We start from the raw sequence: 24,267 nt of genomic DNA on the forward strand, positions 1-24,267 counted from the left end.
TAAACAAACACTGCACTCACCCTTCCATTGAATCGATTATCCCAAAGTGGAATGGCCTTCGCCATGAGGCCCTTCTCTTGGTTTGGGAACCTTAGAACAACAATCTGGGCTGCACTACTATGCTCACACTGAGCCAAAAACCGTATTACCAGGGGCTACTGCTGCTGCTGCTCACCACCATTATCTGGGGAACGTCTTTCCCCTTGCTTAAAGGAATACTGGCAGATTTGTCTCCAGCCGCCATTATTGCTATGCGGTTTTCCTTAGCTGCGATCGCCGTTCTCCCCGGTTTGCGGCAGGTTAATCCGTCCCTGCTGCGAGATGGCATCTTGTTGGGCACGATTTACTTTGCCGAGTGCGCGCTCTCATTGGTTGCCCTGGAAGTCATTCCAGCCAGCCGCTCAGCCTTTATTATCGGTCTGAATGCATTTTTAGTTCCTCTCTTTGGTTTGCTATTAGGACGGCGACCGCCAAGCCATGTGCTGGGGGCTGCGGCGGTGGCGGTGGCGGGTGTTGGCATGTTGTCCTGGGAAGGAGGTGGCTTCAATTGGGGAGATGTGGTAACCCTGGGATGCGCGGTAGCGATAGCTGTTTATATTCTGTTGTTAGAACGGATTGCGCCGCGTCATGCAACCTTACCTCTGGTAGCTGTGCAGCTCACGGTGATGGCGGTGCTGGGCACGCTTTGGGCACTGCCCCAACTCCTGACACAGATGGATGCGATCGCCCACCACTTCGGCACGCTTCTATACACTGGGTTGGTCATTACAGCCACGCCTATTTGGACGCAAGCCTTGGCCCAACGTTGGGTTCCCTCCTACGAAGCTGCCCTGATCTACACATTAGAACCCGTGTTTGCCACGCTCTTTGCCTTCTTGATGTTGGGCGAGGCATTAGGTCCCCGAGGGCTTCTAGGGGGCGCTTTGGTCATTGCCGCAACTCTCTGGAGCCAACGCAAACCCGATGTCAATTAATCAGGGCTGACTGCATCTTGCACTCAAACCTAGAATGCTTAAAGAAGCATACTATGCAGTGGTGGAGCGTAACGTGCCACATCACTGCATAGTATGCTTCTTTAATCGGGGATCGTATAACAATACTCTGGACAGTTTTTCTGAAACTTGATTTTGCGTGCGCTTCGCGCACGCAAAATCAAGTTTCAGAAAAACTGTCCGAACTAATGATATAAGCTGTGTGGCTAAAATCCATACGAGAAGGAACGAGGAATGAAAGTTGATGTCTTTAAAGTCCCTCAGAATGCACCGGATGACCTGACAGAGTTAATTGCACTGATCCAAAATCAAACATTGGATCCACAAAATATCGTTGCCATTATGGGTAAAACGGAAGGGAACGGTTGTGTGAATGACTTTACCCGTGGGTTTGCCGTAGCAACGTTGAAATCGTATTTGCGATCGCACATAACCAATGAACAACTTAACCGCATCGTGTTTGTGATGTCGGGTGGAACGGAAGGGGTTTTAAGTCCACATTTGACCATCTTTACGCGGCAACAAGAGGGGTTAACGGGTGAGCCGCATCCCGGCTTAGCATTAGGGATTCACCACACACGTGATTTCTTAGTAGATGAGATTGGTACGCTGGCGATGGTGCGGGAGGTGGCTGATGGGGTGAGGGGGGCGATCGCCGATGCCGGTCTTTCCCCTGCCGATGTTCACTTTGTGCAAATCAAATGCCCTTTGATCACAGCCTCACGTCAGACCGAAGGGCAATCCCCCATCACTCAAGACAGCTACAAATCGATGGCTTACTCCCGTGGAGCTTCGGCGTTGGGTGTGGCTCTGGCCCTGGGAGAAATCAATGCCGATCAGCTCACGGAGGCAGATATTTGCCACAACTACCAGCTTTACTCATCAGTAGCTTCAACGTCGGCCGGAGTCGAACTCCGCAACTGCGAAATTCTGGTGTTGGGTAATTCTCCTGCAAGCCATAGCGATTATGTCATTGGCCATAGTGTCATGACCCATGCCTTAGATACGGCTGCGGTCAAACAGGCTATCCCCCAACACTTAAGCGACGAGCAGGGTTCAGATGTGGCCAGCGTCTTCACCGTACTGGCGAAAGCCGAAGCGGCTCCATCAGGAGAAATCTTGGGATGCCGTCACACCATGTTGGATGACTCTGACATTAGCCATACTCGTATGGCTCGGGCTGTTGTAGGAGCCGTTGTCGCCTCTGTGGTACAAGATCCCATGATTTATATTTCTGGAGGTAGCGAGCACCAAGGCCCCCCTGGAGGTGGTCCCATCGCAGTCATTTGTAAACGGAATTGAGCCTGTAGGGTGTTGAGATGGATGGCAGCACGAAGTGATCCTGCTAGTAGGCTGCGGCCTAAGTTCGCAACCTATGTTTTTGTGTAGGGTGCGAAGCACCCTACACAAAAACATAGGTGATGGATTTCCGCCTCAGCGTACTAGCCATCTCAACATAAGGTTTAAAGAAAAAGCTGTAGCTTAACGGTGGAAGCGATGGGCAGCCTTACGAACGCTCCCCAGTGCCGCAAGTCACCCATCACCATTCTCTATGGTATAGCAGTAGCTACAATGCGAAAAAAACTGACATTTACTTGTGATCGATATTTTTTCTAAACCCCCTGATTTTGGCCATACAAAGCGCATGCAGAATCAAGGGTTACAGGAAAAATGTTCAGAGTCGTGCCCATAATAAATTGTTTTGGGATTTGTCCTCTAACTCGGCTCACATTCTAAAACACCTTTAATTGATTGAGTGCAACGGAGTTATGGAGTTACACTTGCTTCGCCAGGTTCAGACTTTGCAACAGCAGATGGCCTCTCTGGTGCTATATCAGAGTGTCGGCTTGGAGCTACCTGGGCGCACATTTTTAGCCTTATTACAGACGTTAGGCAGCGGTGGTAACGGCAGAGATGGGTCTCACCTGGATGTGCTACGAGCTTATGGCGTCTGGTTTAGTGCCCTGGCCGATCGCCAGCAAACCTGGTCGGCTTACGTGCTAGAGCAGCTCTTGACAAACGACAATCCCTTTACACGGCAAGCCCAAAAGGCTCTAACAGATTTGCCAGCTTCTCTCACCCATGCAGCTCAGCACGATTTGCGGCTACTCCAGAGTCTGTATCGAGTAACGGGGCCTCAGGTGGCTGAGTGGGTACAAAATGCTGCAGGCCTACCGACGGCACCCCCAATTTGGGATCCGGTTTCGGGAGAGGGGAGTCACTCGGAGCAGGCGATCGCCACCCAACTTCTGCAACATGCAGACTGGGGCAATGCCATTGAAGACCTGATCACCTACCATCAGCGGGTAGGGGTCGGGCAGTTTGTCCGCTATCGAGCTTTCCGCTGGCAGGGGGGAGACTTGTTTGGTATTGCCCATCCTGATCCGATTTCCCTGGAAGCATTGGTCGGCTATGACCTGCCTCGCCAGATGTTACTTCAGAATACAGAAGCCCTGCTGGCGGGTTACCCTGCCCTGCATGTCTTGCTGTATGGCAGTCGTGGTTCGGGCAAGTCCTCTATGGTTAAGGCTCTGCTAAATCAATATGGCGATCGCGGCCTTCGTCTTGTAGAAGTATCCCGTTCTGAACTGAGAGACTTAGTAACCATTGTGGATTGCCTGCGAGAGCAGCCCCAGAAGTTTATTGTTTTTGTAGACGATTTGTCATTTGAAGAGGATGACGATGCATTTAAGGCTCTCAAAGTCGTGTTGGAGGGTAACGCCACTGCTCGGCCTCAAAACATCGTGGTGTATGCTACGTCCAATCGTCGGCACTTGATTCGGGAGTTTATGGGCGATCGCCCCCGGCCTAGCGATGCCGACGAGGTGCATGCCTGGGATACGGTGCAAGAAAAATTATCGTTCAGCGATCGATTTGGCCTCACTCTTACCTTTGAACCCGCCAACCAGGACACTTATCTGGCTATTGTGCGTCATCTCGCTCAACGTTCAGGAGTTACTCTTGAGGCAAAAGAGCTGGAGTTTCGGGCATTGCAGTGGGCTACACGCCATAACGGGCGATCGGGGCGTACAGCCCGACAGTTCGTCGACTTCCTCCAGGCCGAATTGGCTATTCAGTCGGGAGGTGCTGCACCCTTGTTACGCTAAATCCTATGGGCGTGTCTTACTAGAGGAGAAAACTGATGAAAATTCCTATTATTCAAGGTTTCAGCCACTAAAACTGCCCCCAATCGTTTCTATTGTGAGCATAAAATTGGGCATTCTACAGAGTGATTCGTTGAATTTTTTGTCCTTTGGATAAAGTGATCCAAAGGTCTACCAGGGCTGTTTCTACAGATTGTGCAAAATCTCCCGGTGCATCTCTACTCCCACTCGAACCCTCATATCATGCCAGTTCAGTTTCCTGAGGACGATGCGGTCAGGGCCGATATTTTGCGTCAATACCACATCCTTGACACCGAATCGGAAACCGCTTTTGATGATCTGGCCGCCATGGCGGCCCAAATTTGCCAATCGCCGGTGGCGCTTATTGCCTTTTGCCGGGGGGAATCAGGCTCCCAACCCAATCAACGCTACTGGTTTAAAGCGGTTGTCGGGTGGAACGAACCCACCACATCCCTGCAAGACCTCTCGCTATTTACCACTACCCTGCGACAAGCAGAAGGGCTGGTGGTGCCCGACACCCGCACCGATGTGCGCTTCTCTGACGACGGCATTGTGACCGCCGCCAATTCGCCCATTCGGGCCTACAGTGGGGTGCCACTGGTCAGTCCGGGCGGGGTATCCCTGGGGGTGTTGGCCGTGATGGATTGGCTACCCCGCATGTTCACGGCCAGTCAGGTGATGAGCTTGCAAGCTCTGGCCCGGCAGGTGATATCTCAGTTAGAACTGCGGCGACGGACTGTCGTTCTCACAGAAACCATTGCCCGTCACCATCAAATCGAAGCCGATCAGAAACTTTTTCACAATCTCACGTCAGATCTGGTTGGCCTACTGGGTTTTGACGGTTATCTGAAGAACCTGAATCCAAGCTGGCGCAGATCTTTAGGGTTTAGCAACGCCGAGTTAATGGCGAAGCCATTTCTAGACTTCATTCACCCTCATGATCGCGAGAAGGTGCTGAAGCAGATCCAGAAGGTGATCGGTGGCAATCATCAAGTCACTGTAGAGAGTCGCTGCCGCCATACGGATGGGACTTATAGCCGGGTAGATTGGAACCTGACAGCGCTATCGGGGCGATCGCTGATCTACCTCTCTGCCACCCCCCATACCCATCTGGGGCATCTCCCCGGCCCCCAATCCGAAACCGATGCCACTACCACCGCCGCTCTGATTGCTGCCCAAAACCAGCACTGTGTCGTGTCGATGACAGACCGGGACGGCACGATTACTTATGTGAACGATCGCTTCTGCGAAGTCTCCTGGTATACGCGCGACGAGCTGATCGGCCAGACCCATCGCCGCATCAACTCGGGCTATCATCCCCCCGAATTTTTTCAAGATCTCTGGAAAACCATCACCTCAGGGCACAGTTGGCACGGTGAAATCTGTAACCGTACCAAAACCAATTTGTTGTTTTGGATGGAGACCACGATTGTTCCGGTTCCCAATGACCAGGGTGTTCCTGAGTATTACATTGCCATTGCCACGGATATTACCGAGCGCAAGCATACCGAAGACGAGCTGAAAGAGCGATCGCACCTGGCTGAGCTGGGAGCGGAAATGGGTGGCGTCCTCTCCCATGGTGGAGTTGTGAATGAACTGCTAACCTCTTGCGCGAATCTGATGGTGCGCTATCTGCATGTTCCCTTCGTACGGTTGTGGACGCTGAACCCTGACACCCGCTTGCTCGAGCTTCAAGCCGTTGCCGGGCATCATAGCCAGCCGAAGGAGTTTAGCTCTCGCATTCCCCTGGGGATTTCCATCGTTGGTTTCATTGCGCAGAGCCACCAGCCCTACTTTACTGACACTGTAACGAATGATGTCTGCATTGGCGCAAAGGATTGGTTGGAACGGGAGCAGCTTCAAAGCTTCACGGGTTATCCGCTCATTGTGGAAGATCGCCTACTTGGCGTCATGGCTCTGTTCGATTGCAAACCCATGTCCCAGGCAGTCCGCAAAACTCTCGGCCTGGTAGCAAACAATATTGCAGTTGCCATTGATCGCACCCTGGCTCGCGCCGAGCTGATGAGCCGTCGAGAAGCGCTATTGTTCCGGCTAGCCAGCCAGATTCGGGATTCTCTGAACCTGGATGAAATTCTGGAAACGACTGTCAATGAGATCTGGTCGTTGTTGCAGATCGATCGCTGTCATTTCCTCTGGTGCTGGCCCAGCCAGGATGCACCTACCCTGGTGATTACCCATGAGGCGCGGGATCCTAAACTGCCCAGTTTTCGGGGGGATTACCCTGAGCCTCAGGCCGCCATTCTTGCCCGCCGTATTCTCAATCTCGAGATGGTGCGGGTCGACAATCTGACCCAGGAGGCCGAACACCGTGATCCTGAACTACAGGAGGTGTTGGAGCATATGGATGCGCTGGCCCAAATCATGATTCCCCTGGAGACACGCTCGGGACGTTTAGGTGCAATTGTCTGTAGCCATGGCTATGTTCGGTTGTGGAGTGACAGTGAAATTGAGTTATTGAAGGCAGTAGCGGATCAGGTGGCGATCGCCATCGACCAGGCTGAGCTTTACTCTAAGAGCCGTGCCGCTGCCAGTGCGGCAGAGACACAGGCTCAACAGCTCAGTGAAGCCTTACAAAACTTGCAACAAACCCAGGCCCAGCTGATCCAAACAGAGAAAATGTCCAGTTTGGGCCAGATGGTGGCTGGCATTGCCCATGAGATCAATAACCCCGTCAATTTCATCAATGGCAACCTCGTGCATGCCAACAACTACACCAAAGATTTGCTACACCTGCTGCGCCTCTACCAGGAGCACAACCCCTCCCCTACCTCAGAAATTCAGTCAGCACTCCAGGCCATCGATATCGATTTTGTCAGTGATGACCTGCCTAAGCTGATGTCTTCCATGAAGATCGGAGCCGATCGCATTCGCCAAATTGTCCTATCCCTCCGCAACTTCTCCCGGCTAGACGAAGCCGAGAAGAAGCCGGTGGACGTCCACGAAGGGATTAACAGCACTCTACTGATTCTGCAAAACCGCATGAAGACCTGCCCTGATGGGGGTGTCATTCAGCTCATTAAAGAATATGGTCACCTACCTCTGGTGGAGTGCTATGCCGGGCAGCTCAACCAGGTATTCATGAATATCTTTGCCAACGCCATCGATGCCCTGGAAAACTACGGCGAACCCCGCATCATCAGCGTTCGCACTGAGTTCACCCCGCAGGAGGACTCCACCAAACCCTCCTCCTGGAACGGAGCTAAGGAGATTCAGCCCGGCACGGTTACCGTTTACATTCGCGATAACGGGCCAGGTATGAATGCTGAGACGCGCGATCGCCTGTTTGATCCCTTCTTCACGACTAAACCTGTGGGCAAAGGTACGGGTCTTGGCCTTTCCATCAGCTACCAAATCGTTGTCCAGAAGCATAATGGCAGCTTAGAATGCCGATCCGAACCAGGCCAAGGCACCGAGTTCATTGTTCGCATTCCGACTCAACAGCCAGATATCGTAGAAACTCCCATTCGCTGTTGAAGATAAAAAGTAGGACGCATTGCTCCCTACCGGGTGCAATCTAGTACTTCCCCACACCCAATCTGCCTAGTGGGATGTAGCGGGCTTTGCCCGCTACATCCCACTAGTACGCTGAGGCGGAAATCCATCACCTATGTTTTTGTGTAGGGTGCGAAGCACCCTACACAAAAACATAGGTTGCAAACTTAGGCCGCAGCCTACTAGGCAGATTGGGGACCGTCAGAATCGGTGGGGTGAACTAAGAATTGGGCCAATTAGTTGGCTCTAAGTATGTAGTGCCATAGATAGCATTTGAATAAAGAATGGAGCGGTGTTAGGCGCCGCTCCATTCTTTAATACAGTTTGTTCAGCCGAATTTGAGATGACCTAGCTAGCTAGATACTCACGAATATCGGCCCGACGCTTACGCAGCTTGTTAAGGGCTTCCCGTTCAATCTGGCGAACTCGTTCCCGGCTAATATTGAGGCGATCGCCAATCTTTGCCAGCGTTAAAGAACGGCCATCTTCCAGACCAAACCGGAGGGATAGCACTTCCCGCTGCTGAGGCGTCAGGTCTTCCATCAAGATTTCCAATTCGCCCCGAAGAGAGATTTGGGAGGCAAAATCTTCAGGGGATGGGCCGGTGTCCTCCAGAAGCTCACCCAGTTCTGTATCCTGGTTGTCGCCTACGCGCAGATCGAGGGAGAGGGGCAGACGAGATTTCTCCAGGTACTCCCGCACCTGCTTCACCGATAACTCTAGTTCGTCTGCTAGTTCAGACATGGTAGCAGCGCGACCCAGTTTCTGAGCGAGTTGCCGTTGAGCCTTTTTGATTTTGTTAAGTTTCTCAGTAATGTGGATGGGGAGCCGAATGGTACGGCTCTTTTCGGCGATCGCCCGAGTAATAGCCTGCCGAATCCACCAGTAGGCATAGGTTGAGAAGCGATAACCCTTGGAGGGGTCAAACTTTTCAACACCACGCTGCATTCCGATAGTACCTTCCTGAATTAAGTCAAGAAGATCCACATTACGTTTAATGTATTTTTTCGCAACGGAAACGACAAGCCGTAGATTGGCTTCTACCATCTTCCGTTTGGCACGTTCCCCTTCAGCGATCACCTGCTCCAAATCCTCCAGGGAGATTTGAGCCCGTTGAGCCCACTCCGGTAAATCAGGCTCATAGCCCAACTCGGAAGTCATATCTTCCCGGAGTTCATGCAGCAGCCCCAGGCGGCGCACCTGTTTTCCATAAATAATCTCTTGTTCATGGGTTAAAAGTGGCACCCGCCCAATCTCTCGGAGGTAAGCCCGTACTGGATCTGTAGAACCTTGGGATGTTTTCATGGCGAAAACCTCGCTTCCGTGTGAGGTTAGAACAATTGTACTAATAATTAAAAGGCTAGAGTGATGTCCATGCAAGAGTCCTTGCACTGAGAGACTGAGCGATACAATCCTCTAGAAAATTACGGACGTGATTAGAAGATGCCTATGCCCTTTCTCCGCAAAATCGAACTGGATCCCTAAATTTCAATACTGCTCTCCAGCAACACACAATATGGGTGCGGATAAACAGGATCTTTTATGGATTCCAAAAATGAGACACCGGCCTCGTGAATATTAAAGATTGTAACATTTATTAAGTTTTTGCTTATCCCCCCTATGAGGGAGAGATATACCAGTCGGGCTTGGATTAGTTCTAAGCTACTGGTAAAAAACGAAATTGAATGCATCTACCACAACAAATTTAAGATTGTCAGAGGAGAAAGAATAAAGTTTCATCCTCATCAAATCTCCCTGCCATGCTAGAGACACTTCTAAGGATTCCTGGGTTGTCCTGTCATTCTGAGCCTTTCTGGCTGTCTCAGACCAGTACCTTTTAGCCTAAGCCGTGAGTGGTGGGCAGGCTCTACTTTAAAGGGGAAAACCCTATCAACCACGGGCTTTAGACAAAAAGAGAGTGAGAGCAAGGCTCCCACTCTCTTTTATTAATAAATAGATAGGTAGTACCACTACACGAATTTACAATGTCCCGTGAACCCTCGTCCTCATAGGTTACCTGAGAGCGATCGAGCCTTAAACTGCGTGCATTGACTTCTTCAGCAGCTTCAGTCCTTTCTTAACGCGCCGAGATACGGTTACCGCGCTAATCCCAAGGCGCTCTGCCGTTTCCTTTTGGGTCAAGTCGTGCAGAAAGACGAACTCTAGTACGTCGCGAGTGCGCTTCTCTAGTTGAACCAGCGCTTGCTGTAAGCGAATTTGGTCTTCCTGAGCCAATTGGAAGCTGCGGTATTGGGGGTCAGGCAGAAGCTCACCCAGGCTGGTAGAGCTATCCTCTTCATCACGCATGGGAGCATCAAGACTCAGCGGAGCGCGATTTCGGTAGGCCAGCTTGATTTGCTGCCACTCTTCAATAGAGATTTCCAGAGCTGTTGCCAATTCTGTATCGGTGGGTTGGCGGCGCAGTTGAGTCTGCATTTCGCGGGTTACAGCAGCAGCCTGATGCTGTAGAGCTTGCCAACGACGAGGAATGCGAACAGCAGACCCCTTGTCGCGCAAGTAGTGCTGAATTTCACCGCGAATGTAGGGAATTGCAAAGGAACTAAAGGCGTGGCCCTTGCCCATATCGAACCGCTCGATGGCTCGAATTAGCCCCATACTACCAACCTGGATTAGATCCTCGTAACTTTCTGTGCACTGGTTAACCCAATGGTGGGCCTCCTTGCGAACCAGGCCAAAATTTAGTTTCACCAGTTGATTGCGAATGAGGGGAGTGGGATTGTTCTGGTACTCCCGCAACAGTTCTAGAGTCTCGCTTTTAAGTTCGTTGGTGACTGGAATAGACATGACGAGTTTCAGGTAGGTTCAGGTGACAACACAAAGACCACTGAATTCTTGTACGAATATTCGGGGGAATTTAGGACAAGGAGTTCAGTGCTAGAGGCTCGAGATCCGTGAGGAAAACAGGCTCTCATTTGGTAAATAGAAGACGCTAATTAAACCTATTCTGGGACTCCACTGTTCATCAACGGCATTTTTACGGAACCACCCATTTGCTAATAGAGACCGTGAAATCATTGCAAAACAGAGGTATTCGAAAGAAATGGAAACAGCGTCGGCAGAATCTGAACACAATCGCTCAGCGGGAACCCCTTATGCTCACCAATCTTACGGACAAATCCGTTACATTCTTAAAAAAAACAGCAAACTTTTGGACAAATTGAATATTTAATCATTATTTATTGGAAGTTTCTAAAGATATTAATTTTTTTCCGGTTTTAGATTGACGAGATTCGGCTCTATTTCATGAGAAAAGGCTAGGGGGTACGGCCCAGGGGCACAGAAAACAGCCTTTATTTTGTGAACTCAACGGAAGTGTATTGCTCATAAAACATTGGTCGGTTTTCAAACAAAGGATTTTATCATTTGTTGCGCTAGTGGCGGTGGTTGTACTGAGCTCCCGACATTATTTCATGAATTTCCCTTTTATATCTCAAATTCCTCCCATTTCTACTTAAAACCTTCTGGTTTTTGATGGGATATTTCTCGCTTGAACTTTATAGAAATGACATGAGATCCATTTCTTTGTGAAGGAAATGTAAAATTTCTCTCTCGCCTCATCAGTCATGTTTCAAGCAGGTGGATGGATGTGGTGAAAGGGGAAGGGGGCTCTATACCCCTCACTTTTGACAAACTTAGGCTGTCGAGTACTAGGAGAATGGTCTGGCTGCGATCGCCTTACGCATAAGGCCTTGAGTTATGTTCTGGAAGTGTGGATGGGGTGTGGAGGAAAAGACATAACCGTGCTCTTTCTTCCACATCCCATCCACAGGTTTGAAATAAAACTAAACAGGTCTTTAAAAAAAAGGAGCCAAAAGGCTCCTTCCTAAAAGTTCCAATAGAATTCTGAGAGCTAGATTTAAGAACTCTCAGACTGGTAGGTTTCTAAAGCAGATTCTAGGCTGCCTCAACCCGAGCATAGAAGCGACCACGGATTCGGACATCCACTGCCTCCTTACCACCCATGTCAGTATCGGAAGGTTGAATGCTCTCAAAGGTGCCAGAGATTTCGCCCGTTGCTTCATCAACTTTGGTGACTTGCATGGAGATCCGGCCACGGCCCACATCGAACTTCTTCTTATTCTCCCGTTGTAGCTCTTCGCTATCTGCTTGAGCAGGTAGGGCTACAGCACTGTCATAGCCCGTAGCCAAACCACGGCCTTTAGGATCCAGGAAGTTAGCCGTCCGGTAAGAGGGAACCTTGAACTCTCCTTCAAAGTCGGTGGATGCGTTAATGCTGCCAGAGCCGGCGGCGGAAGCAACCAAGCCTTTGATGGTAAACAGGAAGGGAACCTCTTCGCCACCGGGGAGAAGAACAGTAGTTGCCTGGAAGTCAAACCCGTCTTCTTCAACGAATTTTAGGCTGTTATTCTCGCCAAGCTTAAGAGAGCCGCGTACCTGGTCAATTGTGGTGGTGTAGCGGGTTAGGGTTTTGCCCTCGACAAATTGAGCCTCTTGACGCTTGTTAACGGGCTCCTCTTTGACCGCGTAGCTGGTAGGTTCCAGGCAAAGATCAACGAGAGAGTAAGATTGGCTAGCGTTAAGGGGAATGGAGCCCCGACGAATTTCGGTGACCTCAGGGCAGGCGTTGGCGAGACCTGTGCCTCGGATTTGTTCGTAGGTCAGGGGGCCTTTGTCAGAGGGAGCCTGACCGCAGGCCGTCAGCAAGCCCATGCATAATGCAAGGAATGCGACAACGAGAGCGCGATACCTCATGATGAACCTCGAATATCTCTTTTCTTAATCTGATTGTTTTTGGATGGGTGGGCCGAAGCCATATACAGATCAGCTAATCAGCATTCTACAGGAGGTTGCGCCTCTGTTCTCTGGCTTCTCACAACATTTCTGGCCGAAGGTTTTGTTCTAGTTTGGGCCGTTCTGTGTTAAGGGCAGGGGACATGAAGTACCTGACGCCTCCGATTGCATGAGAATTCATCATCTCTATAGCGGTATCAAGTTAATTAAGTATAGAGGGTAGTGTTGTGGCACGTGGCGCTACACTACCCTCTGTACTTATTCAATCCAAGTTTTCGCGCGAAAAAGTGCATGCAGTCGGACCAGTCGTTCATGGTGAACGGTTGTTGGTGCAGGGGCGGGAGAATCTGGAAAAGACTGCCGTTGCATGAAGGTATGGATAAATTTGCTCCTTGGTTTTGGGTTAGGGCGGCTATCAGGGAGACTATTTTATATACGCTATGGTTGCGGCATACTGGTTTGCTACTTTGTTTGGAGCGTTAGCATCCTATGGAGAACTATCCTATTGAAGAAAGTATTGTAAAGAGGCAACAGCAGGAGAAGGATCAGGAGGCGATCGCCCAACTGGTTCAGAAGACTGCTGACTCTTATCGAGGCGATGGGGAGGCGTTGTTGGGTCTGCTCAGGATTCTCGAAAAGCTCCATCGAGAGATTCGGGACGAACTGTTTCAGGAAACCCTTCCTAAAACGCGCCATGAACTTTACGCCTTGCTACGGGATATTGAGGCGAGTGGGGGGTGGCCTTACATTGGACGAATGCGGTTACAGGCTCTCCTGACTAACCTATTAGAGCCGGATGAACCGCAGCACTCTTCGGAGCCGTGAAATGGATTCCTAAAACTGTGCCGCTTGCACTCCGAACGGCACAGTTTTGGGAGTAATAGTTTTGAGCGTATTTGTAGGTGGGCGATCGTGAATCCGCACTCCGCTTCGCCGGGGAAATCAGTAGAATGAGAGAAATTCCTCGATTGTGAAGCAACGCGGCATGATTCCAACCGTAATTGAACAGTCCGGACGCGGCGAACGCGCCTTTGATATCTACTCTCGCCTGCTGCGGGAGCGGATCATTTTTCTAGGGCAGCAAGTTGACTCGGAAGTTGCCAACCTGATAGTGGCCCAGTTGCTTTTCTTAGAAGCGGATGACCCCGAAAAAGACATTTATCTCTACATCAATTCGCCGGGTGGCTCCGTTACCGCTGGGATGGGTATTTTTGACACCATGAACCACATCCGCCCTGACGTATGCACCATCTGTGTTGGTCTGGCTGCCAGCATGGGCGCATTTCTCCTGGCAGGAGGGGCCAAGGGCAAGCGCAGCAGCCTGCCTCACTCCCGTATTATGATCCACCAGCCTCTGGGGGGTGCTCAAGGGCAAGCCACAGATATCGAGATTCAAGCTCGGGAGATTCTGTATCACAAGCAAAATCTGAACCGTTGGCTGGCAAACAATACTGGCCAACCCCTTGAAAAGATCGAGCGGGATACAGAGCGCGACTTCTTTATGTCTGCTCAGGAAGCTGTAGAGTATGGCCTGATTGATCAGGTTATTGACAAGGCAGCAGTTGGTAGCCGTCCTCCGGTTACAGCGGCTAGCTAGCTTTAACTTGACAGAAGTCTTAAACAGGTGCGTCATAGGCGCACCTGTTTTTTATCCTGCGCCAAAAGCCAGAATATATAGCAATGGTAAGTGCGTTAAGTACAGCAACGGTGGTGTGGGGCACTTCGTGCCCCACACCACCGTACTTAATCAACTCGCACAGCGCTATATATACATTGCCCATTTTTGCGTGTGCGCTGCGCGCTCAAAAACGCCCTTAAGCCGAACTAGAGTTACTTTACAGAGCTGGGGGAGACGGTTGAGCTTTGAGGTAGCTCAAAAACTCGTAGAGTTCTAGCTCGGTGAGCTCTGAGCGGGTTTGCTTGTTATAAGTTTGAGACAGATAGTCTCGTCCGCGGATTCGGCTCCAGCCCAGGCGTTGCAACTCTACATCCGTCTGCGCGATGACATCTGATAAATCTACTGATTCAGGGACTCGGGAGGGCTCAGCCCTGGTTTCCTTACGACGAGGCTTTTTAGTGCCACTGGAGGCACTATCCTCAGGATTTTTCTTGAGCAGCTCGCTGGCTGGGATCATCTGTTCCAACACCTGACGTGGGTCGGGGCCATCGTCAGGTTCGTCGAGAGGATTTTGATATGTATGGCTATAGAGGTCGGCAACCACTGGCCCTGCTGAAAAATCTTCGTCAAAGGAAGGTGCAGGGATGGGGGCTGATATTGCAGGTGGCAGCGGTTCTGGAAGGGGCGATCGCCCAATTGGTGTGGTTATGGCTGGCAAGGGAGGCGTAACTGTCGCTGCTGCTGAAAAACTGCCACTTAATGGTAGTTCAGGACTGGGAATGGAGGAACTAGATGAGGGGCTTGCTGGGAGCTTGAGTGCTTGAATAGCCCGTTCTTTAGCCCGATCCTCGGCGGCTTCAATCGTATGAGCGGCGGCCAGACCTGATGCCAGAGCCATACCATTAACCTGGACTAATGCCCGGACGATGAACTGCCCATCCTGTACGGTCACAAACTCGGCTACAACCACTGCCATAGGCCAGGTTGCCCGCAACTGTATAAGTAAACTATCCAACAACGCCATGCTCTCCCGTGAGGCGATTCCCCGGTAACTCAAATCTAAAATCAAGCTTCTATGAGTTTTCCACGTTAAGCTGATTAAAGGGAATTTGCAAGCTGTAGCACTTTTGTCCCGGTAAGCCAAGACTACCCGGGTAGAGGCGATCGCTTCCCCGGTTGCAATTCACCAGTCGTCTGATGTGGGGTTCATGCTGGATTCTTTACTTGAGCCAAATTTTGGGGCAGATACTCTGCTGTTACTGCCCGTCCTAATTGCGCTAGAAGCTGTCTTGTCAGCAGACAATGCTATTGCGTTGGCGGCGATCGCCCAGGGGTTGGGTACAGCCAAACTCCAGAAACAAGCGCTAAATTTGGGTTTGCTGGCAGCCTTTCTGTTACGGGTGGTACTGATTCTATCGGCCACCTGGGTCATTCGTTTCTGGCAGTTTGAGCTGGCGGGTGCCCTGTATTTGCTGTGGTTGGTGTTTCAATACTTCACCTCTGACGAAGAAGAGGTGGGTGGCGAAGCTCATCATCGTGGGCCGCGGTTTCGCTCCCTCTGGCAAGCGATTCCGGTGATCGCCATTACGGATCTGGCGTTTTCTCTGGATAGTGTGACGACCGCGATTGCTATCTCCGATGAGATCTGGCTGGTGCTAACGGGTGGGCTGATTGGAGTGCTGTCGTTACGACTAATGGCGGGATTGTTTATTCGCTGGTTGGACGAATACACGCACTTGGAAGATGCCGGTTACTTGACGGTATCCCTGGTGGGACTGCGGTTGCTGGTTCGCGTGATCCATCCAGAATTGGTTCCGCCCGAGTTTGTGATGATTGGGGCGATCGCCCTCCTCTTCATATGGGGTTTTTCTAAGCGCAATCAGCCATTAGAATCCACTCCTGTAACGGAGGCTCTGCCGACTGTAGATGGGCTGGAAGAGACCCGGCAACACGCTGTGACTGCTTTAGAGACGCGCACAGAAACCGTAGAAGAAGTCTCTGCTGAATAACTATTGAACGACCCGTAGTAGTAGAGAAGGGTGGGCGCTAAGCGTTCACCCTTCTCTACTATTACGGCTAGTAAATGGCGTTGCTCAGTCGGAATAGTAGTCCATTTCTAAACATACGCAAACTTCAGTCATTAAATATAGCGGTATCCAGGCTAATTAAGTACAGAAGGTAGTGTGTGGCGTGGCGTGCCACACACTACCTTCTGTACTTAATCAACTCACACAGTGCTGTATTAGATTGATACAGCTTTTTAAGGGCTTAAATCCTATTCTAGACTCCTTCTTTGTAGTGATAAAAAGAACAGCCAGGCTACTCAGTAAGATAGAGAGAAACCGTCTGTTATTAAGTATTAAAACTCAGAACAACAAGCAAATTAAAAATGGAAAGCGGCATTACAAACGAGGTAAATAGATAGCAGGTATCTATGGGGAACTTTTGAAAAAAAGCAAAGCGTTTGTTCGCACTTACAGCATTTTTTGCTTTAGAAGGGATGAGAGATGGATGTGGACCGAACTCTCGTATCCATCCCTCGTCCTTTACCGGAGCCGTAAGGGTTATATATGTGCGCAAGCCGAATACGCGTGCGTTTGAGTCCTATTTAGAAGGGCTATCGTTCGCGAATATGGTTTGAGAAGTGTTATTTGTTTGGAGCAGTTGTAATAAGTCTTCAAGCTTCTTAAATGAAAACGTTGCTTAAGGCACATGGATTCTCAATCGGAATATTATCCAATGACTTTAAGTGATCAGTAGCTGACGTCAGTCTTTCAAAACACATCTGATTTTTAAGGCTTTGAAGTCACTTTTAAAAATAGAAGCTTGGGAGAGACTAAATGGCCTATACAACAACCGCGAAGTCGTCTGCGACCCGTGTGTTATTGGTAGCTCCGCTTTCGGGTATGCTTTTACCGATTGACCGTGTTCCGGATCCAGTTTTTGCCCAGAAAATGGTGGGTGATGGCATTTCCATTGATCCAACCAGTCAAATTTTGCAAGCTCCCTGTGATGGGGAAGTCATCCAATTGCATCCGTCCAACCATGCCATTACTCTTCGTACGGCAGAGGGCTTGGAAGTATTGATGCATATTGGTCTGGATACCGTAACGTTACGGGGTCAGGGATTTAGCCCGAAGGTGGCAGTGGGCGATCGCGTCAAAGTTGGAGATCCCCTCATCGCCTTTGATGCTGATTATGTCGCGCTTCATGCTGTCAGCTTGCTGACCCAGGTCGTGATTACCAATAGCGATCGCGTGGCGCAATTCGTTCCACAAACGGGCAACGTGGTTGCAGGCCGCGATATGGTGCTGGAACTCGCCCTCTCAGCTGCTGCCACCGGAGCCCTCTCCACGGAGGGAAATGTGGTGCGTTCCGAGGAAATTGTGATTCCGAACCCTGAAGGGTTGCACGCGCGGCCATCAGCGGTGCTGGTTAATTTGGCCAAGAAGTATAAGGCTGAGTTGCGGCTACGGCGTGGTAATGACCAGGCCAATGCCCGCAGTGTCGTTGCCCTGATGGGGATGCAAATCAACCGGGGAGATGTGGTTATTCTGGAGGGCCGGGGGGATGATGCGGAGGGGGCGATCGCTGAGCTCTCTGAAGCGATTCGTTCCGGTCTGGGTGAAGAGGGAGCAAAGCCAATGCCCGCTCCTTCTAGCATTGCCCAGATGGAAGAGGCTAAACCCGCCCCGCGCCCTCGTTCGGAGGACCCCAATGTGATTCTAGGCGTGGCCGCATCTCCGGGGATGGCTGTCGGTTACCTGCACCAGGTCAAAAATCAGGAAATTGCCGTAGAAGAGGTCGGGGGCACGCCGAATCAGGAACAGCGCAAGCTGGAACAGGCGATTGAACAGGCTCGATTAGAGGTGGAAGCTCTGCGGGCCAAGGTCCATGGCCAGGGGGATCCCAAGAAGGCTGCAATTTTTGCGGCTCACCAGGAAATTTTGGAGGATCCAGAGATTTATGACAGAACGGCAAGCCTGATTACCGAAGGGAAAAGTGCTGCTTATGCCTGGAAGCACGTGTATACCAGCCAGGCCAATCAGTTGGCAAAGTTGCAGAATACCCTCCTGGCTGAGCGAGCCAACGATTTGCGAGACGTTGGCGGGCGAGTACTCCGGATTCTGACCGGCGTGACGACAGAAACGGCAACCTATCCCGAACAGACCGTTCTGGTGGCTGAAGACTTGACGCCATCGGATATGGCTACCCTCGATCGCACCCGCGTCATTGGGTTCTGCACCGTGGCTGGTGGGTCAACGTCACACGTAGCAATTTTGGCCCGATCAATGGATATTCCGGCGATCGCGGGTTCTGAAGAACGGGTAATGGGGCTAGCCGATGGCATGCCGGTCATCCTTGACGGTAGCAAGGGACGTCTGCGGCTAAATCCCAGCTCTGAGGAAATGGAGAGCACCCGCCAGCGAATTCAGCGCGTGGCTGAGAAGCGAAAAGTAGACTTTGCTGCCCGTGAACAAGCTGCTACCACTCGTGATGGCCACCCAATTGAAGTGGTTGCCAACATTGGCAACCAGGAGGAGGCCGAAAAATCTATTGGCCTCGGTGGTGAAGGGGTAGGCTTGCTGCGCACCGAGTTTGTCTTCATGGAAAGCGCCAGTGCCCCATCTGAAGAGGTGCAAAGCCAAATTTACGGTAACATCGCTGCTGTAATGAAGGGCCGTCCGGTTATCATTCGGACCCTCGATGTGGGGGGGGATAAACCTTTGCCCTATATGCCCATGCCCCACGAAGAAAATCCGTTTTTGGGAGAACGGGGGATTCGCATTGGCTTCGATCGCCCCGAAATTTTGCGTACCCAAATGCGAGCGATTCTCCGAGCTTCTCAGCAAGGCACTGTGCGGATCATGTTTCCCATGATTGCGCGGCTGGACGAAATCCGCATGGCCAAAGCCATGTTAGAGGAGGAACGGCAACGGCTGGGGGTGGCTCCCATCGAAGTTGGCATCATGATTGAGGTGCCTTCGGCTGCGGTGATGGCTGACCAGTTTGCCCAGGAAGTCGACTTCTTCTCCATTGGAACAAATGACTTGACTCAGTACACCCTGGCGATGGACCGTGGCCATCCCAAATTGGCCCCCCTCATTGACGGTCTGGATCCAGGGGTACTGCGGTTGATTGACCTGACGGTGCGCGGAGCCAGCCGCTACGGCAAGTGGGTCGGGGTCTGTGGTGGAATTGGCAGCGATCCTCAAGCTATACCGATCCTCATTGGGCTGGGTGTGAAAGAGTTGAGCGTGAGCATACCCACCATTCCCAGCATTAAAGCCCAGATCCGTAACCTGAGCCTGGTAGAGTGCCGAGAATTAGCATCAAGGGCTTTGGCTGCAGAGACTGCCGCTGCTGTGCGCGACCTCAGCCCCTTCATCGAAGAGTAGTTTGTCCGGGTAGACACCCATGGTTTGGAAAACGCTGGGTGTCTTAAACCTTTCCATCTAAATAAATCCCTTCACGACGTTCGTCATTATGTGGAAAAGAGCTTTTGCGCTATTGCAGCAGATGGGAAAGGCCCTGATGCTGCCTGTATCGGTGCTTCCGGTTGCTGGCTTGCTGCTGGGGTTGGGAAGCGCTCGTTTGATTGAACTGCAAAACCTGGAAAGTGGTGTGATTGACAAGGCTACCTTCTGGTGGTTGCCCGAATCTCTAGCGACCATTATGAAGGCGTCAGGGGATGCCATTTTTGGGGCCTTGCCGCTGATTTTTGCCATTGCCGTGGCGATCGCCTATACCGGTAACGACGGGGTTTCGGCTCTGGCGGCCACGGTTGGTTTCATGGTGTTCATCGCATCTCTGGGAGCGGTCGGAGCATTTCGAGAATTTGTCACTGAATCCCAGGTGCAGGAACTGATTCAGGCAGGGGACCCAACCCCTGCGGTATGGATGAAGCCCGTTCTGGGGATTGAAACGCTGGATACGGGGGTCTTCGGCGGTTTGATCATCGGTTGTATTGCTGCCTATTTATTCAACCGCTTCTTCCGAATTCAGTTACCCCAGTATTTAGGATTCTTTGCCGGAAAGCGCTTCGTCCCGATTATTACCGGGTTGACGGCGATCGTCGTTGGGGTGCTGATGAGCATAATCTGGCCTCCTGTGGGTGGTGCGATCAATAACTTTGCGAACGCAGCGGCGAGTGGCAGCAACATACCAGTGTCGGCGGGGACCTATGCGTTGGTGGAGCGATCGCTCATCCCCTTCGGCCTGCACCACGTTTGGAACGTACCCTTCTTCTTCCAAATTGGTTCCTACACCGATCCGGTAACGAATCAATTGGTACGGGGTGACATTAACCGCTTTTTTGCCGGGGATCCCACCGCAGGTATTTTAGGCGGGGGCTACTGGTTCAAAATGTTTGGCCTTCCAGCTGCGGCGATGGCCATCTGGCATTCCGCTAAGCCCAAAAACCGTGCAATCACGGGTAGTTTGATGGTGTCAGCCGCACTCACCTCGTTCCTGACAGGGATTACCGAACCGCTGGAATTCTCCTTCCTATTCGTTGCCCCGCTCCTCTATGTGATCCATGCCGTCATGGCTGGAATCTGTGATTTTCTGTTTGTGGCGCTGGGGGGACGGATGGGCTTTACCTTCTCCCAGGGGTTTATTGACTTTGCGCTGTTTAATCAGTTGGGTAACTGGAACGGCGACAAGGGCGAGGTTTGGAAACTCATCATTGGTGGCGGCATTGTGGTGGCGGCGGTGTATTATTTCGTCTTCCGCTTTGCCATTCGCGTTCTGGATTTCAAAACCCCAGGTCGAGAAGATGAGGAGGTCACCCCCGAGGGCATTGGGGAGGTGGCTGCTGCGGCAGCCACGGGCGGTATGGCTGGAGAACTGGTACGGGCCTTTGGCGGTCGCAACAATATTGCAGTGTTAGACGCCTGTATTACCCGTCTGCGGGTTACTGTTGAGGATAAAGCCAAGGTGAACAAGGGCAAGCTAAAAGCTCTGGGAGCCACGGGGGTTTTGGAGGTGGGCAACAGTGTTCAGGCTATTTTTGGCCCTCGCTCTGAGAACTTGAAGACGGATATGAGTGAGTATCTCAAAACGGCTGGGCCAGAAGCTGATGTGGTTGAGGCTCCTCCTGCGAATCTGGTAGCAGCAGAGCCGACGAATGGAGTGGCGAGCCCTCCCGCTCAACAACGCGACCCCCAAGCGGCTCAAAAGGCAAGCACTATTATCCGTGCTTTGGGTGGGATACAGAATATTCGTCGAGCTGAGCCTGTGGCGCTCACCCGCTTACGGGTGGAAGTGGCCGACAGTAACGCCGTCGATGAGGCAGGTTTACGGAATGCAGGGGCAGAAGGAATTCTGCGGTTACCAGAGGGGGTTTTACACATCCTTTTAGGTCTTGGAGCTGATCAATATGCCAATGAGATTCAGAATCATCTGACTCAGGGGGCCGGTACTTAAAACCTGCACGGTGTGAAATAAAGATAGGGGGAGTTTTCTGGTAGCAGGGGACTCCCTTTTTTAAGGGGCATCAGCGGTAAACACCTATAGCTGATAGGGTCGAGGGGCCATCACAATAAAAACCAGACGCGCAGGATATTAGGGAACAGCAATGCGGTTGATTGTATGTGACAACGGTCAGGTTGGAGAGTGGGCGGCGCGATATGTGCGGCAGCGGATTGTGGAGTTTGGGCCAACGAGCGATCGCCCCTTCGTTCTTGGTCTGCCCACAGGTAGCACGCCTCGCGGGATGTATCGCCGTTTAGTCGAGTTTCACCGTGCGGGTGACCTCAGCTTTCGTCACGTCGTTACTTTCAACATGGACGAGTATGTGGGACTGCCGAAGGATCATCCCGAAAGTTACCACACCTACATGCGCCAGAATTTCTTTGATCATGTTGACATCCCGGCTGACCAAATTCACATTTTGGATGGCAATACCGATAATCCCGATCGCGAGTGTGCAGCTTATGAAGCCAAAATTGAACAGTATGGCGGGATTGAGTTATTTATTGGCGGTGTAGGGGAAGATGGTCATATTGCCTTTAACGAACCTGGTTCGTCTTTAAAGTCTCGCACGCGATTGAAGACGTTGACCTACAGCACCCGCCTGTCTAACTCCCGCTTCTTTCAGGATGATCTGAGTAAGGTGCCAAAATTAGCCTTAACCGTGGGAGTTGGCACGATCTTGGATGCCCGTGAGGTGATGATTCTAGCGCAGGGATTTAAGAAAGCCCAGGCCGTTCAACAGGCGATCGAAGGAGGCGTTAATCATATGTGGACTGTGTCGGCGTTGCAATGGCATCCGCGTGCACTCATAGCGTGTGATGACGATGCAACCCTGGAACTAAAAGTCAAGACGGTACGCTATTTCCGAGAAATGGAAGATCATTCAAGGATGTTAAAGAAGCATTCTTAGATGATCTATAAAATGCTTCTGGGAGATAAGCTCGTGGTGTCTCAAACGTTATGCAATATCTATTACTACATCCACTTAATGAAGGATAAAGGTGCTATGTAGGTTGATTCCGTGCCGCTATAGGTGATTGTAGATATATGGATTTATAGTCGCTGTATAGCATATGATGTTGATTAAATTAAATAAGGCATTTCACTTGTATAGAATCACAAGCAGTTAATGTGTGGAGATTACCTCCACACATTAACTGCTGAATCGATCCATCCAGCACTGTAGAAATTGAAGAAATAAAGTGTCGCGATAGGATGAACTGTGCCGTTAAATTATTAGGTGTTGCAGGAAGTAAGGCCTGTAGTAGCTCAGTGTGGGAGTGAGGGGTATGAATCAGTACGCGTTGGTGAATGGGACATTTTACACGGGGATGGCGATAGTACGCGATCGCGCCCTCGTCATCGCTGGCGATCGCATCCACTCCTTCAGTTCCCTGGATGCATTACCCGCCAATTGCCCCACGATCGATTTAGCTGGGGCCAACGTTTCCCCCAGCTTCATTGATCTGCAACTGAATGGCTGTGGTGGGGTGATGTTCAATGACGCTATCACTGCGGAAACGTTGGACATCATGCACCAGACGAACTTACAAAGTGGAACTACCAGCTATCTGCCCACATTAATTACGGCTGGGGATAAAGATATGCGGGAAGCGATCGCCCTCGTATCCCATTATCGTCAGGCCCACCCCTACCGGGTCTTGGGCCTGCATCTGGAGGGGCCATACCTAAACCCAACACGCAAGGGCATTCACAACGGCGATTTTGTTCGAAAGCCTGACTGGGAAATGTTGGAGGCGATCGCTGCTGCGGGCCGAGAGACGGTGAAGCTGGTGACCCTGGCTCCAGAACAGGCCAGTGCTGAACAAATTCAAGTGCTGACAGAGCAGGGCATTTTGGTGTCGGCCGGGCATACGGATGCCACCTATGGGGAGGCGATCGCTGGGTTTGATGCTGGGGTGAGGATGGCAACGCACCTGTTTAATGCCATGACCCCCTGGCAAGGACGCAATCCCGGTATGGTCGGGGCTGTTTTCTGTAGGCCTGATGTTTACGCTGGCATTATTGCAGATGGGCATCATGTTCATTTCGACAGCATTCGCCTATCCAAACAACTGAAGGGCGAGAAGCTGATTCTGGTTACGGACGCAACGCCGCCTGTCGGGACTGACATGGCATCGTTCATGATTGGTGGGCAAGAGGTTTTCTATCGGGATGGAATGTGTGTGTCGGCAGATGGCACCTTGGGTGGCTCGGCACTGACTATGATAGAAGCCGTTGCCAACTGCGTTCACCATGTTGATATTCCCCTGGAGGAAGCGCTTCGGATGGCGACTTTATATCCGGCGCGGGCGATCGGCGTCGATGGTGAACTGGGCTGGATTGGGGAGGGGGCAATCGCTAACCTCGCCATTTTTAATGATGATCTGGAAATTGTTGGTGTGGTTGATGGTGGTCAGTACTTACCTGAAAGAAGGTGATCCTTCACAGCAAGTCCTACGGTGTTAGTAGGTTGATTCAGTACAAAAGGTAGTGTGTGGCACTACACGCCACACACTACCTTTTGCACTGAATTAACTTGAACAGTGCAATCAGGGGGGAGTATTAGAGACTCTGCTTGGGGACGCGCTGCTCCCCAAACCCCTCGGCTGGAGGACGGGGCACCTTCCCCCAGACCCCCTTGCGCTAAAGGGTTATTGATGGGAGGTGAATGTGGCGCTTCGCATCGGTGGGAGAGGATCAGCTTTATGCGCTGTTGGCAATGAGTGGTTTTAACGTCAGTCGGGTTAAGGGCTTTTTCGAGTGCCGC

Annotated in this window: 15 protein-coding genes; 11 read left to right on the plus strand and 4 right to left on the minus strand. The window is 51.3% G+C overall.

All coding sequences use genetic code 11. The features are described from left to right. The first annotated feature begins 119 nt into the window (after positions 1–119). From H6F91_RS22795 to H6F91_RS22810, 4 genes are all read left to right on the plus strand, one after another. A complete protein-coding gene (locus tag H6F91_RS22795; RefSeq protein ID WP_190775536.1) occupies positions 120–974 on the plus strand; it encodes a DMT family transporter in 855 nt (284 codons plus the stop codon). 252 nt (positions 975–1,226) lie between these two features. Continuing rightward, entirely contained in the window at positions 1,227–2,294 is a 1,068-nt protein-coding gene (locus H6F91_RS22800; protein WP_190775535.1) for a ring-opening amidohydrolase, read from the plus strand. A 467-nt stretch (positions 2,295–2,761) separates the two neighbouring features. Further along, on the plus strand, positions 2,762–4,099 hold the full coding sequence (locus H6F91_RS22805) for an ATP-binding protein (RefSeq protein WP_190775534.1): 1,338 nt from the start codon (positions 2,762–2,764) through the stop codon (positions 4,097–4,099). Positions 4,100–4,339: 240 nt separating this feature from the next. Continuing rightward, a complete protein-coding gene (locus H6F91_RS22810) occupies positions 4,340–7,612 on the plus strand; it encodes a GAF domain-containing protein (RefSeq protein ID WP_199308004.1) in 3,273 nt (1,090 codons plus the stop codon). A gap of 366 nt (positions 7,613–7,978) precedes the next feature. Here the strand turns inward: H6F91_RS22810 and H6F91_RS22815 are convergent, their stop codons facing one another. From H6F91_RS22815 to H6F91_RS22825, 3 genes are all read right to left on the minus strand, one after another. Beyond that, a complete protein-coding gene (locus H6F91_RS22815) occupies positions 7,979–8,935 on the minus strand; it encodes an RNA polymerase sigma factor, RpoD/SigA family (RefSeq protein WP_190775533.1) in 957 nt (318 codons plus the stop codon). Between the two features lie 729 nt (positions 8,936–9,664). After that, on the minus strand, positions 9,665–10,435 hold the full coding sequence (locus tag H6F91_RS22820) for an RNA polymerase sigma factor SigF (protein WP_190775532.1): 771 nt from the start codon (positions 10,433–10,435) through the stop codon (positions 9,665–9,667). 1,110 nt (positions 10,436–11,545) lie between these two features. Further along, positions 11,546–12,364, minus strand: coding sequence for a photosystem II manganese-stabilizing polypeptide (locus H6F91_RS22825; RefSeq protein WP_190775531.1), 819 nt, complete (start codon positions 12,362–12,364; stop codon positions 11,546–11,548). A 528-nt stretch (positions 12,365–12,892) separates the two neighbouring features. Here H6F91_RS22825 and H6F91_RS22830 point away from each other — a divergent pair. Next, positions 12,893–13,228, plus strand: a complete 336-nt coding sequence (locus H6F91_RS22830) for a hypothetical protein (protein WP_199308005.1) — start codon at positions 12,893–12,895, stop codon at positions 13,226–13,228. A gap of 145 nt (positions 13,229–13,373) precedes the next feature. Beyond that, complete coding sequence (clpP, locus tag H6F91_RS22835) at positions 13,374–14,000, plus strand: ATP-dependent Clp endopeptidase proteolytic subunit ClpP (RefSeq protein ID WP_347280072.1); 627 nt, start codon at positions 13,374–13,376, stop codon at positions 13,998–14,000. Positions 14,001–14,238: 238 nt separating this feature from the next. Here the strand turns inward: clpP and H6F91_RS22840 are convergent, their stop codons facing one another. Next, positions 14,239–14,997, minus strand: a complete 759-nt coding sequence (locus H6F91_RS22840; RefSeq protein WP_190789503.1) for a hypothetical protein — start codon at positions 14,995–14,997, stop codon at positions 14,239–14,241. 232 nt (positions 14,998–15,229) lie between these two features. Between H6F91_RS22840 and H6F91_RS22845 the strand changes: the two genes are divergently transcribed. The 5 genes from H6F91_RS22845 (at position 15,230) to nagA (ending at position 23,938) form a co-directional block, all read left to right on the plus strand. Beyond that, positions 15,230–16,030 carry a hypothetical protein gene (locus H6F91_RS22845; protein ID WP_190775528.1) on the plus strand — a complete coding sequence of 267 codons (801 nt, stop codon included), beginning with the start codon at positions 15,230–15,232 and terminating at the stop codon, positions 16,028–16,030. Positions 16,031–16,861: 831 nt separating this feature from the next. Beyond that, entirely contained in the window at positions 16,862–19,420 is a 2,559-nt protein-coding gene (ptsP, locus tag H6F91_RS22850; RefSeq protein WP_190775527.1) for a phosphoenolpyruvate--protein phosphotransferase, read from the plus strand. 88 nt (positions 19,421–19,508) lie between these two features. After that, positions 19,509–21,449, plus strand: coding sequence for a glucose-specific PTS transporter subunit IIBC (ptsG, locus tag H6F91_RS22855; protein WP_190775526.1), 1,941 nt, complete (start codon positions 19,509–19,511; stop codon positions 21,447–21,449). A 151-nt stretch (positions 21,450–21,600) separates the two neighbouring features. Then, a complete protein-coding gene (nagB, locus tag H6F91_RS22860) occupies positions 21,601–22,407 on the plus strand; it encodes a glucosamine-6-phosphate deaminase (RefSeq protein ID WP_190775525.1) in 807 nt (268 codons plus the stop codon). Between the two features lie 379 nt (positions 22,408–22,786). After that, entirely contained in the window at positions 22,787–23,938 is a 1,152-nt protein-coding gene (gene nagA / locus H6F91_RS22865; RefSeq protein ID WP_190775524.1) for an N-acetylglucosamine-6-phosphate deacetylase, read from the plus strand. Positions 23,939–24,267 lie beyond the last annotated feature (329 nt).

This window comes from Leptolyngbya sp. FACHB-8, from assembly GCF_014695575.1.
Taxonomy (GTDB): Bacteria; Cyanobacteriota; Cyanobacteriia; order Elainellales; family Elainellaceae; genus Vacuolonema.

What these genes read in the sequence shown, in the direction of transcription:
- H6F91_RS22805 (WP_190775534.1), top strand. Translation starts at nt 2,762, where the DNA reads ATGGAGTTACACTTGCTTCGCCAGGTTCAGACTTTGCAACAGCAGATG.
- H6F91_RS22815 (WP_190775533.1), bottom strand. Translation starts at nt 8,935, where the DNA reads ATGAAAACATCCCAAGGTTCTACAGATCCAGTACGGGCTTACCTCCGA.
- ptsG (WP_190775526.1), top strand. Translation starts at nt 19,509, where the DNA reads ATGTGGAAAAGAGCTTTTGCGCTATTGCAGCAGATGGGAAAGGCCCTG.
- H6F91_RS22810 (WP_199308004.1), top strand. Translation starts at nt 4,340, where the DNA reads ATGCCAGTTCAGTTTCCTGAGGACGATGCGGTCAGGGCCGATATTTTG.
- nagA (WP_190775524.1), top strand. Translation starts at nt 22,787, where the DNA reads ATGAATCAGTACGCGTTGGTGAATGGGACATTTTACACGGGGATGGCG.
- ptsP (WP_190775527.1), top strand. Translation starts at nt 16,862, where the DNA reads ATGGCCTATACAACAACCGCGAAGTCGTCTGCGACCCGTGTGTTATTG.
- H6F91_RS22800 (WP_190775535.1), top strand. Translation starts at nt 1,227, where the DNA reads ATGAAAGTTGATGTCTTTAAAGTCCCTCAGAATGCACCGGATGACCTG.
- H6F91_RS22840 (WP_190789503.1), bottom strand. Translation starts at nt 14,997, where the DNA reads ATGGCAGTGGTTGTAGCCGAGTTTGTGACCGTACAGGATGGGCAGTTC.
- H6F91_RS22845 (WP_190775528.1), top strand. Translation starts at nt 15,230, where the DNA reads ATGCTGGATTCTTTACTTGAGCCAAATTTTGGGGCAGATACTCTGCTG.
- H6F91_RS22830 (WP_199308005.1), top strand. Translation starts at nt 12,893, where the DNA reads ATGGAGAACTATCCTATTGAAGAAAGTATTGTAAAGAGGCAACAGCAG.
- H6F91_RS22825 (WP_190775531.1), bottom strand. Translation starts at nt 12,364, where the DNA reads ATGAGGTATCGCGCTCTCGTTGTCGCATTCCTTGCATTATGCATGGGC.
- nagB (WP_190775525.1), top strand. Translation starts at nt 21,601, where the DNA reads ATGCGGTTGATTGTATGTGACAACGGTCAGGTTGGAGAGTGGGCGGCG.
- H6F91_RS22795 (WP_190775536.1), top strand. Translation starts at nt 120, where the DNA reads ATGCTCACACTGAGCCAAAAACCGTATTACCAGGGGCTACTGCTGCTG.
- H6F91_RS22820 (WP_190775532.1), bottom strand. Translation starts at nt 10,435, where the DNA reads ATGTCTATTCCAGTCACCAACGAACTTAAAAGCGAGACTCTAGAACTG.